We start from the raw sequence: 13,085 nt of genomic DNA, 5'->3' as shown, positions 1-13,085 counted from the left end.
GCACAAAAATGCGGGGCACCTTCCAGATGGAAGGTGCCCCGCATTTTCTTGTTTCAGGACGTGCGCGCTGCTCGCAATTCACGGGGAAGGGCGAACACCAGAGTCTCGTTGGCAGTGGTGACGGGTTGAACGTCGTTGTATCCGTGCTCGGCAAGAAGTTCGATCACGCCGCGCACGAGCACCTCGGGTACCGATGCGCCTGACGTGATGCCGACTGTCTGGACACCCTCGAGCCACGCGAGATCGACCTCACGGGCGTAGTCGACCAGGTACGACGCGGCAGCGCCCGCCCCGAGCGCGACCTCGACCAGGCGAACCGAGTTGGACGAGTTCCGCGAACCCACCACGATCACGAGATCGCACTCGGGAGCCATCGCCTTGACCGCGACCTGACGGTTCTGCGTGGCGTAGCAGATGTCGTCGGACGGCGGGTCCTGCAGATTGGGGAAGCGCTCACGCAGGCGCGCGACGGTCTGCATCGTCTCGTCGACGCTCAGTGTGGTCTGGGAAAGCCAAATGACCTTCGACTCGTCACGAACCGTGACCGCGTCGACCGAATCCGGGCCGTCGACGATGGTGACGTGATCGGGAGCCTCACCTGCGGTGCCCTCGACCTCCTCGTGGCCTTCGTGGCCGATGAGCAGAATGTCGTAATCGTCGCGGGCGAATCGCTTTGCTTCCTGGTGCACCTTCGTGACCAGGGGGCACGTTGCGTCGATCGTGCGCAGGTTCCGCTCGGCAGCCGAGTCGTGGACGGCCGGCGACACACCGTGCGCCGAGAACACCAGCAACGATCCCTCGGGAACTTCGTCGGTTTCGTCGACGAAGATCACGCCTTGATCTTCGAGCGTCTCGACGACGTGGCGATTGTGGACGATCTCCTTACGCACGTAGATGGGTGCGCCGTGCTTCTCGAGGGCCTTCTCGACGGTCTCGACCGCGCGGTCGACGCCGGCGCAGTAGCCGCGAGGCTCGGCGAGGAGCACGCGCTTGGCGCTGCCCTTGCGGGTGGACGGCGAATCAGCCGAGTGCGCGATACCGAGATTGAGAGGAACAGCCGAAGACATGTGACCAGCCTACTGGCACCTCGAACGAATGAGACACTCCGGCAAACGTGAACACCTCGGTTTCGGGCTCCGATCGAAGGTTCCGAAGTAAACGAGTACGGCCGTCACAGGCAAGTCGGCTACCGATTGTCGGAGCTTTGCGGCAAGCTGTGGGAATGATCCGACCACCGTTCGTGGCGCGCGTTGCCGCGGGACTCGCCGTCACCGCGATGGAAGAGGCAAAGAAGTTGCCCACCACCGCCGTCGCCCTGCCGATGACCGCCGTGAGCCAGATGCTGCAGACAAGCATGCGCGTGCAGCAGTCGATCACCTCGCTGGCCATCAAGGGCGATCAGGCATTTGCACTGATCAACTGGTCTTCCGAGGACGAACAGCCCGAGTGGGCGGTCTTCGACGAAGACGTCGACGCGCCTGCTGACCCGACGCCTTCCACCGGATCGACCACCGCTGACACCCCGACCAACGCCGGTCGCTTCGCGCTCTACTCGCTCGAGCCGACTGCCCCCATCGAGGAACCCGCACCCGTCGCCGAGTCCGAATCCACGGCAGCTACGACGGACGGACCTGCCGAAGAGCCCGAGATCGTCACCGAACTCGACTACCCCAACCTCACACTCGCACAGCTCCGTGCGCGCATCCGGACGCTCAGCATCGACGAGCTGACCGCAGTCCTGGACTACGAGAATGCGACGCTCGCTCGCGCACCGTTCCAGACCATGCTCACCAACCGCATCACCACAGCCAAGGCAAAGTGACTTCCGCAACGCCCCCCGCTTCATCGCAGCGATCGTCCGGCGCCAGTAGCGCTGAGCAGCCGTGGCCGGTCCGCACGGTTTCCGCCAAGGTCGCCGGCTGGATCGATCGGCTCGGCAGTATCTGGGTCGAAGGTCAGATCACCCAGATCAATGCACGACCCGGCACCCGAACGGCCTTTCTCGTCCTGCGTGATCCGTCGGCAGACATGTCGCTGTCGATCACGTGCTCACCGCAGTTGTTGCACAACTCCCCGGTGCCGTTGACCGAGGGCTCGCGAGTCGTGATGTTCGGCAAGCTCTCGTTCTACACCGGACGCGGAACGGTGTCGTTGCGTGTCACCGAGATTCGCGCCGTGGGTATCGGTGAGCTGCTTGCCCGCATCGAGAGACTGCGCGCCTTGCTCGCCGCCGAGGGCTTGTTCGATCCGCGGCTCAAACGGCCGCTTCCGTTTCTGCCCGGCACGATCGGCCTGATCACGGGCCGAGCCAGTGCGGCCGAGAAGGATGTCGTCTCAGTCGCCCATCGTCGTTGGCCAGCAGTTGCCATCGCAGTGCGTAACACCGCGGTTCAGGGCCCGACTGCTGTTCCCCAGATCATCGAAGCGCTGAAGGAACTCGACGCCAACCCGGTAGTCGACGTCATCATCCTCGCTCGCGGCGGCGGTAGCGTCGAGGATCTCCTGCCGTTCTCCGACGAAGCGCTGTGCCGCGCCATCGTGGCCTGCACGACGCCGATCGTCAGTGCCATCGGACACGAGCCGGACAGCCCGCTCAGTGACCACGTCGCCGACCTGCGCGCAGCCACACCCACGGACGCGGCCAAGCGCGTCGTACCCGACGCGGTTGCGGAAGCTGCCCTGGTTGCGGATCTGCGTGACCGCAGCGCTGCGGCACTGCGCAGCTGGGTCAAGCGTGAGTCTCATCTGATCGAACAGTTGCGCACTCGACCGGTCATGGCATCGCCGCTGCTCGCGGTGGACCGTCGCGCCGAGGAGGTCGAAAGGCTCCAAGCCGCCGGACGACGCGATGTGACTCGGTTGATCGACTCCGAGTCCCGAACGATCGAGCATCTGCGCGCCCGGCTCACCACGCTGGGCCCCGCCGCGACGCTGGCCCGCGGATACGCAGTCGTGCAACGTGTTGTCGCCGAAGGCGATCCGGAGGTTCTGCGCTCGGTCGAGGACGCGCCACCCGGTACCCAGATTCGAGTTCGACTTGCAGACGGCGCCGTTCGCGCCGCAGTGATGGGAAGAGAAAAATGAGCAACGCCACCGACACCGACATCAACGAACTCGGCTACGAAGCAGCCCGGGACGAACTGGTGAGCGTCGTGAAGATTCTCGAACAGGGCGGTCTGGACCTCGACGCGTCACTCTCACTGTGGGAGCGAGGCGAAGCGTTGGCCAAGCGCTGTGAAGAGCACTTGGCCGGCGCGAGGGCCCGCGTCGAAAAGGCTCTGGCCGAAGCGGACGAGTAGCGTCCGCTCCGACCGCAAATCCTATGGCGTGATCGGCTGCGCTGCGCCGACCTTCTCGGCAAGAATCCGGAACTCTTCCGGCGTCGCCGCGCCCGTGAGCAACAGGCGAACATCCCCGACGTCCGTGACCCAGATCGACTCGACACCTTCGCCGCCGAAGACGTTCCACGTATCGGCACCGACGGTCTCGACTCCGGTCGCGAATCGCTGTCCACCGGCAACATGTGACACCAACGGGAATTCCTCGGCGTTGCTCTGTGTCAGCTGGATGTAGCGACCACTGGTCGTGATGAATCCCACAGTGCTCGAATCTCCGCCGCCGTCGCCGGAGATGATCTTGCGACTGCCGGAGTTCGGAGTCCACCCGTCCGGAACACCGGGATTACGGATGGGAAATCCGAGTTCCTTCGCGTCGTAGTTCAGAGCTGCGTCCACGTCGACGCTCGGGATAGGCCCCTGTGTCGGGCCGCCAGGACTGAACGTGCACTGGCTGGCGATGCCCGCAATGATGATGCAGAACAGCACCAACGGTACGAGAGACCAGACCATGTCTTTGTTGTCTTCGAGAATGCGGGGTTTCTTCGATGCCACACCCCCAGTATCCAGGTACTGCGCAGTAGATACGATTCCCGGTCCCCCTCGAGCGAGACAAAACGTCTCTGCGGCGACCCGACAGCGCACGTAGCCGCTCCCATCTGGGACAATGACGCCTGAAGAAACCACTGCGTCGACACACCCCGTCGACCGCGACCGCGCCAGGAGGCACCGCACATGACGGCCAGCAGCACTCATCGTGAGACCCCGGACCGTAACCTCGCACTCGAATTGGTCCGAGTCACCGAAGCCGGTGCTATGGCTGCCGGCCGCTGGGTAGGCCGCGGCGACAAGGAAGGCGGCGACGGAGCAGCCGTCGACGCCATGCGTCAGCTCGTCTCCTCAGTCTCGATGCGCGGCATCGTCGTCATCGGTGAAGGCGAGAAGGACGAAGCGCCGATGCTGTTCAACGGCGAAGAGGTCGGAAACGGCGACGGCCCCGACTGTGACTTCGCCGTCGACCCGGTCGACGGCACCACCTTGATGTCCAAGGGCATGCCCAACGCGATCTCTGTTCTGGCTGTTGCCGAGCGCGGCGCGATGTTCGATCCGTCGGCCGTGTTCTACATGGAGAAGATCGCTGTCGGGCCGGATGCCGCAGATGTCATCGACATCAGCGCACCGATCGCCGAGAACATCAAGCGCGTGGCCAAGGTCAAGAAGGCGTCGGTCTCCGACATCACGATCTGCATCCTGGACCGCCCGCGTCACAACCAGCTGATCCAGGACGTTCGCGACACCGGCGCTCGTATCCGTCTGATCTCCGACGGTGACGTTGCCGGCGCGATCGCCGCAGCGCGTCCGGAGTCCGGCACCGACATGCTCGTGGGCATCGGCGGAACGCCAGAGGGCATCATCGCCGCAGCAGCCATGCGCTGCATGGGTGGATCGTTGCAGGGCAAGCTGGCCCCCACCGACGACGAAGAGCGTCAGAAGGCCATCGACGCCGGTCACGATCTCGATCGGATCCTGTCCACCGAAGATCTCGTCTCGGGCGAGAACGTCTTCTTCTGCGCCACCGGCGTCACCGACGGTGACCTCCTGCGCGGCGTCCGCTACTACGGCGGCGGCGCCAGCACGCAGTCCATCGTGATGCGTAGCAAGTCCGGCACCGTTCGCATGATCGACGCGTACCACCGTCTCGAGAAGCTGCGCGAGTACAGCTCCGTCGACTTCGACGGCGAAGAGGGCGCGGTTCCCCCGACGTTCTGATGGGCTCCGCCCCGTGAGTGGTTAGGGAGTCCCTGCATTCCTCAACCGCTCACGGGGGACGTAGTCCCCTACCCGCTCTCGAAAAGTGGCAATGTGGAGCCATGACGGAGAGCAACGATCAACAGTTCCGAATCGAACACGACACCATGGGCGAAGTTCGGGTGCCCATCGACGCACTGTGGCGAGCACAGACCCAGCGTGCAGTCGAGAACTTCCCGATCAGCGGGCGCCCGCTCGAGCGCACCCAGATCCGCGCAATGGGCTTGCTGAAAGCAGCGTGTGCGCAGGTCAACAAGGACCTCGGACTCCTCGACGCGGACAAGGCCGACGCAATCATCGCCGCCGCGAACGAGATCGCCGAAGGCAAGCACGACGATCAGTTCCCCATCGACGTCTTCCAGACCGGCTCGGGAACCAGTTCGAACATGAACGCCAACGAGGTCATCGCATCCATCGCGAAGGCCGCCGGTGTGGACGTACATCCCAATGATCACGTCAACATGTCGCAGTCCTCCAACGACACCTTCCCCACCGCCACGCATGTCGCAGCTACCGAAGCAGCGGTCACCGATCTTGTTCCGGCACTGGAACATCTGCATGCTGCGCTTGCCACGAAGGCGACCGAGTGGAAGACCGTCGTCAAATCCGGGCGCACCCATCTGATGGACGCTGTGCCGGTCACGCTCGGTCAGGAGTTCGGCGGCTACGCACGTCAGATCGAGGCCGGCATCGAGCGCGTCAACGCAACACTCCCCCGCCTCGGCGAGCTGCCGATCGGCGGAACAGCAGTCGGCACCGGTCTCAATGCTCCGGATGGATTCGGCCCCAAAGTTGTTGCCGAACTGGTCAAGTCGACCGGTGTCGACGCGCTGACTCCGGCGAAGAACAGCTTCGAAGCGCAGGCCGCGCGTGACGGACTGGTCGAGGCATCGGGCGCGCTGCGGACCATCGCCGTCTCACTGACGAAGATTGCCAACGACATTCGGTGGATGGGATCGGGTCCGCTGACCGGACTCGGCGAGATCGCACTCCCCGATCTGCAGCCGGGAAGCTCCATCATGCCCGGAAAGGTGAACCCGGTCCTGCCCGAGGCAACCACTCAGGTTGCGGCTCAGGTGATCGGAAACGACGCCGCCATCGCGTGGGGTGGCGCAGCCGGAGCTTTCGAACTCAACGTCTACATCCCGGTCATGGCCCGCAACCTGCTGGAGTCGTTCACCTTGCTGGCCAACGTCTCTCGACTGTTCGCCGACAAGTGCGTCAGCGGACTGGTCGCGCACGAGGAGCACCTCAAGACACTCGCCGAATCGTCGCCGTCGATCGTGACGCCCCTCAACTCGGCAATCGGTTACGAGGAAGCCGCAGCCGTCGCGAAGCAGGCGCTCAAAGAGAAGAAGACGATCCGTCAGGTCGTCATCGAGCGCGGACTCGTCCCGGACAAGCTGAGCGAGGAAGAACTCGACAAGCGTCTCGACGTTCTGGCGATGGCGAAGGTCAAGGACTGAACAAACAAAAGAGTGGCGGTTTCCACTTCGGAAACCGCCACCCTTGCACTCACACCGCAGCGGTTGCCCGCCACTCGTCGGTGCGATCGGGGCTCGCCTCGGCCAATGCCTTCAACGTCGCTTCTCGATCGAAGTCCTTGCCGTACACCGGAGTTCCCGGCTGCTGACGCCAGGAATCGTCGATCGTTCCCGCATCGACGGGATCGAAGCCCAACTGATTGATCAGATCGAAGACGACCTGCTTGTTCGCGTCGTCGTCGCCGGCGACGGGTAGCGCAATGCGCCCCTCTGCACCTTCGGGAAGCCCCTTCTCGAGGAGATGCTTCCACCAGATTCCGTTGAACGCCTTGAACACCGGTACACCCAGGTGTTCCTGCACCCATCCGCTTTCGGTCTGTCCGTCCTCGATGGCGGCGATCAGACCGTCACGCTGTTGCGGGTAGTAGTTGTTGGTCTCGATGACCGGGGCACCGGCGACCGCACCGCTGAGAATCCCCGCCGGTAGATCAACCACGTTCTTCTGCGGAATGCTCACGATGACCAGCTCGGCACCCTCGGCGGCCTCGGTGCTGCGGACTGCCTTCGCACCCGTCTCGGCTTCCAGTTCTGCAAGCGTGTCCGGTGTCCGCGAGTTCGAGACGCGCACGTCGTGACCGAGCGCAGCGAGCCTACGTGTGAGCGTGCCACCGATCTGACCGGCTCCGATGATTCCGATGCGCATGATCCTGCTCCTTCGTCGTGTGGAGTGGCGATCGCGCCACCGCTGCATTCGTCAACGACGAGAACGCACCGGGTCATTCCGCACCGGCCATTTCAACTCCCGTTGATTCAATCGGTTGACGAATCGAGTGCGAGTTTGATGCGAACACTGACCGGGTCGGTCTGCAATCCGCGAAAGGCAGAGGCCGTCAGCGCCGATCTGATCTTCCCCGACGCAAATGTCTTCACCCGCGCCGGCACGTCGTCGTCCGGCATGATCTGGGCCTGTCCGTCCACCCACTCGCCGCGGCGACGGATCCGAACCTTCGGCGTCGCAGAGATATTGGCACCCCACCCCGTGCCGGTGCCATGCTGCGCAATGACCCACGCCTCGTCACCGTCGTAGGTGATCGCAACGGGCACTCGGCGGGTCAGACCGGTTCGGCGTCCAACCGTCTCGATCTCGGTCATCAACGACGGCATCAAACCGATCCGATTCAATCCGGTGACCAGCGGATTGGCGAAATACTTCCCGACTGCGACTTCGATTCTTCGTTTTCGTGCAACTGACGTCGGTACCGGCATGTCGTTTCCTCTCCTCCGAAGCTGGTGCTCGAAGCAACAGCTCTATACCGCACGATATAACCACTGTTCGGGGAGTTTTGCCACCAAGAATCTCCGTCGATACCCACCACCTGCACACAACACTTGACTGTGTCTGTCGGTTACATCTAGTCTCAGATTCGTTCCTATACCGATCGACATACTGGGAGGCAGTGATGAACACACCTCGAGACGCCTCGTTGCCATGACCGGCCCGCAGACGCGTTGTCCGATCGCCGCAGCGCGTCGCAAGTGGGGAGTACCAAGAGAATCAGCGGCACCAGATGATTCGAACAGCACTGCGATTGCATACGATGGCGGGATGGCCGACTCCGATTCCCGCACTCTGATGCTGGTCGGCGCCATCAATGCCTTCCGTGAACACGGGATCGCGACGACCTCGCTCACCGAGATCGTCGAACGCTCGGGAGCTCCCCGAGGGTCGGTGTACCACTTCTTTCCCGAGGGCAAAGGACAGCTGGCCGGCGAAGCAGTTGCCTACTTCGGCCGGGGCGTCAGTGCCGCCATCAGTTCGATGATCGCTCAGTCTTCCCCACCGGAGATCATCGACGCGGTTGTCACGATATTTCGAAACAGCTTGGTAGAGAGCGATTTCACCTCCTCCTGTCCGGTCGCAGCCGCGGCAGTGGAGGGCGCGTCGACGCCGGCGGCATTAACTGCTGCGGGCGAATCCTTCACCTCGTGGGAATCGCTTCTCACATCGTTCTTCTGGCAGCAGGGACAGCCGTCCGAGACTGCAGCACAATGGGCAACCGTCGTGATCGCGTCAATCGAAGGCGCGACGCTGATGGCAAAAGCTCAGCACACCACGGCGCCTCTCGATCGCATCGGCGCTCACCTCAAGGCTCTGGTCTCGGCCCCGAGCTGACCAACCCTCTTTCTTCCAACCGCTGCTGCCGTCCGCGCAGGAGCAGAGATGGCGTACAAACATGTCTCACACACTTGCACCGGCGCCCTCGGCGCCCATGATGACCAAGTCACGTCGATTCACTGCGCTGATCTTCATCTGCCTCGCCGAACTCCTTGTCGTGCTGGACAACACAGTGGTCAACGTCGCACTGCCGACGATGAGCGTCGACTTGTTCGCCAGCGTCAGCGACCTGCAATGGATCGTCGACGCGTACACGTTGACCTTCGCCGGGTTCCTACTCACTTTCGGCCACCTGGGTGACCGCTTCGGACGCCGCCGAGTGATGATCATCGGCTTGATCGGCGTCGGTGCGATGTCGCTCGTCGGCGCCTTGGCTTCCAACCTCGAACAGGTGATCATGGCGCGAGCCGCCATGGGTGTCTTTGCCGCAGCTGTCTTTCCGGCTACGTTGGCCATGATCACCAACATCTTCACCGACGCCAGAGAACGAGCCATCGCCATCGCGGCCTGGACCGCAATGGCCGGCTTCGCGATTGCCATCGGCCCGACTGCGGGCGGCTGGCTTCTCGAGCACTTCTCCTGGCACTCGGTGTTCTGGATGAACGTCCCGGCAGCATTGTTGGTCATCGTGGGTGTGCTGCTGGTTGTTCCGGAATCGAAGGCGCTCCACGTCGGCCGATTCGATTTCGTCGGAACAATCTTGTCGCTACTGGGCATCGTCATTCTGGTGTGGACCATCATCGACGCACCACATCGCGGATGGGTGTCGACATTCAGCATCACGGGATACCTCTCTGCGACAGTGTTTTTGGCCGCATTCGTCGCATGGGAACTGCGCACCGACGCGCCGATCCTGAACATGAATCTCTTCCGAATCCGGCGGTTTTCTTTCCCCGCCTTGGCTATTGCTGTCAGCTACTTCAGCATGTTCGGATTCTTGTTCCTGATCACGCAGTACTTCCAGGGCGTTCGGGAGTACTCGCCGCTCGAATTCGGCATCCACTCTTTGCCTTTCGCTGCAGCTGTCGCCGTGGGCGCCCCAGTCGCCACCTTGGCGGCACAGAAACTCGGCACGACTGCAGTGATGGTGTTCGGCCTCCTGGTACTCAGCGGCGGGATGTTCCTGGCGGGTCGGACGACCGTCGAGACGCCCTACCTCGGACCCGTCGTGATCTCGATGGTCCTCATGGGTCTGGGCCTCGCAATTGTCCAGGGACCGGCGACCGACTCCATCATGTCCTCGGTGCCCCTCGACGAAGCGGGCGCAGGTTCGGCAGTCAACGACACGACGCGTGAGCTCGGCGGGACCCTGGGTGTCGCCGTCATCGGTTCGATCGTCGCCTCGTACTACACGTCCAAGGTGGCTCCGATCGTCGACGCCATTCCCGACGCCGTGATGTCGGCGCAGGAGAAAGGCTTCGCTCGTGAGTCCGTGCTCAGCGTCATCGAGATCCGCTCCCGCGACATCAGTCCGCTCTTCGAGCAGCAGAAGGACAGTCTGATCTACACGATGAAGACCGCATGCCTGGAAGGTTTCGCCATCGCGTCGTACTTCACGGTCGGAGCAGCATTGATCACCGCTCTGCTGGTCGCGTTGTTGCTCCCTTGGAAGCCGGTCACGGAAGGCTCCATTCTCGGCAGTCTGACAACCAAGACCCCGAAGTAGCTACAAGGTTTCCCGATTTGTCCCAATATCAGCCCGCCGTTCCCCGATACTGGGTTGACCGAGTGGTACCGACGACAACCCTGCTAGGGAGAATCTCGTGTCCATCACCAGTAGAAACAGCTCGCGACTGTCGGCAGCGGCGGTTCCGGTAGTACTGACGGTCGCCCTGCTCGCCGGATGCTCGTCCGATTCAGACACCACCTCGGCGCCCGGGCCGGTCGTCAGCGACGCCAGCCCGGGTCTCGACGCCGGGGTGCCGATCCCGGACGGGCAAATCGACGACGCGGTCGGGAAGCTCGACGGCCTCGCGAACGACCTCATGGCAAGTTCCGGTGTTCCCGGCATGGCGGTGGCCGTGGTGCACGGAGGTAAGACTGTGTACGCGAAGGGATTCGGGGTTCGCGAGTTGGGTAAGAGCGCCACCGTCGATGCCGACACCGTGTTCCAACTGGCATCGGTGTCGAAATCGGTCGGGGCCACGGTGGTCGCCCACGAAGTCGGAATCGGGACCGTCGACTGGGACACTCCGGTGATCTCGAAACTGCCGGAGTTTGCGCTTGCCGATCCGTGGGTGACCGACCACCTCACGATCTCCGATCTCTACACGCATCGGTCGGGGTTACCGGACCACGCCGGCGACGGGCTGGAGGACCTGGGCTACAACCGGGCACAGGTGCTCGAAAAACTTCGCCAACTACCGCTCAATCCCTTCCGAATCACATACGAGTACACGAACTTCGGCGTCACTGCCGGTGCGGAGGCCGTTGCAGCCGCGGCGGGCACCGATTGGGAAACGCTGTCGCAGAACACGATCTACGGTCCGCTCGGTATGACGTCGACGTCTTCGCGGTTCGCCGATTACCAAGCCCGAGAAAATCGAACAGTGGGCCACATCCTCGAGGACGGAAAGTACAAGGTAGGGCCGGTTCGGGACGCCGACGCCCAATCCCCCGCCGGTGGAGTCAGCTCCTCGGTGAACGACATGGCCAAGTGGTTGGACATGGTGCTGTCGGGCGGTCGGTATCAGGGGCAGCAGGTCGTTCAGACGGAGGCGCTCGTGCCCGCAGTCAACCCGGAAATCGTCTCGCGCCATGCGCAGGAAATCGGGGAACGCTCCGGCTTCTACGGCTACGGGTTCAACGTTTCCGACAGCGCGGCAGGCCGTGTGACCGCCAGCCACTCCGGCGCCTTCCTGCTCGGTGCCGGGACCAATTTCGTGACGATTCCCTCCGCTGACGTCGGCATAGTCGTTCTGACCAACGGCACGCCTACCGGCGTCGCAGAGACCTTGACCGCCGAATTCGCCGATCTGGTGCAGTTCGGGAAGATCACCCGCGAGTGGCGCCCGCTGTACGAAGCGTCCTTTGCCTCACAAGCCGACCCTGAGGGCGAACTTGCCGGGAAGACGCCGCCGGCCTCCCCCGCTCCCGCGCCACCGACAGACCAATTGACCGGCGACTACGGCAATCCGTACTGGGGTCCCGCGCTCGTGACGCAGCAGAACGGTGCGCTGACCTTGACCATGGGTCCCGCGGCCGCGACGTACCCTCTGACCCACTGGGACGGAAACACCTTCACGTTCCCGCTCAGCGGCGAGAACGCACCGGCCGGGACGGTCTCGAAGGCCACCTTCGACGGAAACTCGCTAACCTTGGAGTACTTCGATCACGATCATCTCGGTACCTTCATCCGGGCAACACCGGCCGAATAATCAGCCAAGGACACCCCATGAGTAGTTCGACAGCCACGGTGAACGCAATGTTCGCGGCCCTCACCGATTTCGACGTGGACGCCGCAGCCGAATTGATGACAGACGACATCGTCTGGCAGAACGTCTCGCTCCCCACCCTGCGAGGCAAGAAGACCGTCGTGCGAGCGCTTCGTCTGGTCACCAAGCCTTCACTGAAATTCGAGGCGGAGATGCACCACATCGTCGGCGACGAGTCCACGGTGCTCACCGAACGCACCGACATCCTCACTGTCGGACCGTTGCGCATCGAGTTCTGGGTATGCGGAACTTTCGAACTGCGCGACGGCAAGGTCTGCGTCTGGCGGGACTACTTCAGTCTGCGAGACGTCGCGTGGGGCGTGGTAACCGCGGTCGGCCGCGCAGTCGTCGGGACCGGGACACGAAGTAGGCTTGCTCCGGCCTGAAATCACCTGCCGAAAGCGAGCGAACCTGCCATGTCCGAAAACACCACGCCTGACTCCTTCGACGCCGGATTGGCTGTGCGCACCGAAGTCATGGGGGCCGATTTCGTCGACGCCGCCTTCGAGCGCACCCGGGGAACGGACAGCGAAGAACTGCAGAACTTCGTGACGGCCAACGTCTGGGGTTCTGTATGGACGCGTCCCGGACTCGATCGCCGCAGTCGCAGTCTGATCAATCTGGGGATGCTGATCGCGCTGCGCGCCGAGAACGAACTCAAAGGCCACGTACGTGGGGCATTGCGAAACGGATTGACGCGCACCGAGATCGTCGAAACCGTGATCCACGCGAGCGCGTATTGCGGCGCGCCGGCGGGGCTGGCGGCGATGCGTGTCGTGCAGGAAGTTCTCGACAACGAACTGGGACCGCTGCAAAACTGAACAACTTCAAACCCAGGCATCTCCCC

Annotated in this window: 14 protein-coding genes; 10 read left to right on the top strand and 4 right to left on the bottom strand. The window is 63.1% G+C overall.

Annotated elements, in window-relative coordinates:
* Window positions 1-53: 53 nt before the first annotated feature.
* The gene (locus tag G9U53_RS27125; protein ID WP_003945273.1) at window positions 54-1,067 is read right to left on the bottom strand and encodes a 4-hydroxy-3-methylbut-2-enyl diphosphate reductase; all 1,014 of its coding nucleotides are present in this window, start codon (window positions 1,065-1,067) and stop codon (window positions 54-56) included.
* A 155-nt stretch (window positions 1,068-1,222) separates the two neighbouring features.
* Here G9U53_RS27125 and G9U53_RS27120 point away from each other — a divergent pair, with 155 nt between their 5' ends.
* The 3 genes from G9U53_RS27120 to G9U53_RS27110 are packed head-to-tail and all read left to right on the top strand — an operon-like array spanning window position 1,223 to window position 3,299.
* On the top strand, window positions 1,223-1,822 hold the full coding sequence (locus tag G9U53_RS27120; RefSeq protein ID WP_030536251.1) for a lipid droplet-associated protein: 600 nt from the start codon (window positions 1,223-1,225) through the stop codon (window positions 1,820-1,822).
* Window positions 1,819-3,084 (top strand): exodeoxyribonuclease VII large subunit, encoded by a 1,266-nt coding sequence (xseA, locus tag G9U53_RS27115; RefSeq protein ID WP_042920858.1) that lies wholly within the window; start codon window positions 1,819-1,821, stop codon window positions 3,082-3,084. The genes G9U53_RS27120 and xseA overlap by 4 nt, the downstream gene beginning before the upstream one ends.
* The gene (locus tag G9U53_RS27110; RefSeq protein ID WP_003945276.1) at window positions 3,081-3,299 is read left to right on the top strand and encodes an exodeoxyribonuclease VII small subunit; all 219 of its coding nucleotides are present in this window, start codon (window positions 3,081-3,083) and stop codon (window positions 3,297-3,299) included. The genes xseA and G9U53_RS27110 overlap by 4 nt, the downstream gene beginning before the upstream one ends.
* Window positions 3,300-3,320: 21 nt before the next feature.
* On the opposite strand, the gene G9U53_RS27105 is transcribed toward G9U53_RS27110, so the two are convergent.
* Window positions 3,321-3,890 carry a DUF4245 domain-containing protein gene (locus tag G9U53_RS27105; RefSeq protein WP_003945206.1) on the bottom strand — a complete coding sequence of 190 codons (570 nt, stop codon included), beginning with the start codon at window positions 3,888-3,890 and terminating at the stop codon, window positions 3,321-3,323.
* A gap of 180 nt (window positions 3,891-4,070) precedes the next feature.
* On the opposite strand from G9U53_RS27105, the gene glpX reads away from it, so the two are divergent.
* Together glpX and G9U53_RS27095 are read left to right on the top strand one after the other, a co-directional pair.
* Window positions 4,071-5,105, top strand: coding sequence for a class II fructose-bisphosphatase (gene glpX / locus G9U53_RS27100; protein WP_003945202.1), 1,035 nt, complete (start codon window positions 4,071-4,073; stop codon window positions 5,103-5,105).
* Between the two features lie 101 nt (window positions 5,106-5,206).
* Window positions 5,207-6,610: a class II fumarate hydratase gene (locus G9U53_RS27095; protein ID WP_003945220.1), complete on the top strand. Its 1,404-nt coding sequence runs from the start codon at window positions 5,207-5,209 to the stop codon at window positions 6,608-6,610.
* A gap of 49 nt (window positions 6,611-6,659) precedes the next feature.
* Here the strand turns inward: G9U53_RS27095 and G9U53_RS27090 are convergent, their stop codons facing one another.
* Both G9U53_RS27090 and G9U53_RS27085 read right to left on the bottom strand, forming a co-directional pair.
* Window positions 6,660-7,379 (bottom strand): NAD(P)-binding domain-containing protein, encoded by a 720-nt coding sequence (locus G9U53_RS27090; protein WP_082661311.1) that lies wholly within the window; start codon window positions 7,377-7,379, stop codon window positions 6,660-6,662.
* A gap of 59 nt (window positions 7,380-7,438) precedes the next feature.
* Window positions 7,439-7,894 carry a nitroreductase family deazaflavin-dependent oxidoreductase gene (locus tag G9U53_RS27085; protein ID WP_042920867.1) on the bottom strand — a complete coding sequence of 152 codons (456 nt, stop codon included), beginning with the start codon at window positions 7,892-7,894 and terminating at the stop codon, window positions 7,439-7,441.
* 340 nt (window positions 7,895-8,234) lie between these two features.
* Here G9U53_RS27085 and G9U53_RS27080 point away from each other — a divergent pair, with 340 nt between their 5' ends.
* The 5 genes from G9U53_RS27080 (at window position 8,235) to G9U53_RS27060 (ending at window position 13,059) form a co-directional block, all read left to right on the top strand.
* Complete coding sequence (locus tag G9U53_RS27080; protein ID WP_165639617.1) at window positions 8,235-8,801, top strand: TetR/AcrR family transcriptional regulator; 567 nt, start codon at window positions 8,235-8,237, stop codon at window positions 8,799-8,801.
* Window positions 8,802-8,898: 97 nt separating this feature from the next.
* The gene (locus G9U53_RS27075; RefSeq protein ID WP_070162415.1) at window positions 8,899-10,470 is read left to right on the top strand and encodes an MFS transporter; all 1,572 of its coding nucleotides are present in this window, start codon (window positions 8,899-8,901) and stop codon (window positions 10,468-10,470) included.
* 97 nt (window positions 10,471-10,567) lie between these two features.
* Window positions 10,568-12,181: a serine hydrolase gene (locus tag G9U53_RS27070; RefSeq protein WP_165639616.1), complete on the top strand. Its 1,614-nt coding sequence runs from the start codon at window positions 10,568-10,570 to the stop codon at window positions 12,179-12,181.
* A 17-nt stretch (window positions 12,182-12,198) separates the two neighbouring features.
* Complete coding sequence (locus G9U53_RS27065; protein ID WP_007726363.1) at window positions 12,199-12,624, top strand: limonene-1,2-epoxide hydrolase family protein; 426 nt, start codon at window positions 12,199-12,201, stop codon at window positions 12,622-12,624.
* Window positions 12,625-12,654: 30 nt separating this feature from the next.
* The gene (locus G9U53_RS27060; RefSeq protein WP_003945227.1) at window positions 12,655-13,059 is read left to right on the top strand and encodes a carboxymuconolactone decarboxylase family protein; all 405 of its coding nucleotides are present in this window, start codon (window positions 12,655-12,657) and stop codon (window positions 13,057-13,059) included.
* Window positions 13,060-13,085: the final 26 nt, after the last annotated feature.

It is taken from the genome of Rhodococcus sp. D-46 (genome assembly GCF_011290655.1).
GTDB lineage: Bacteria > Actinomycetota > Actinomycetes > Mycobacteriales > Mycobacteriaceae > Rhodococcus_F > Rhodococcus_F qingshengii.
This window is presented reverse-complemented; position numbering and strand designations above follow the sequence as displayed.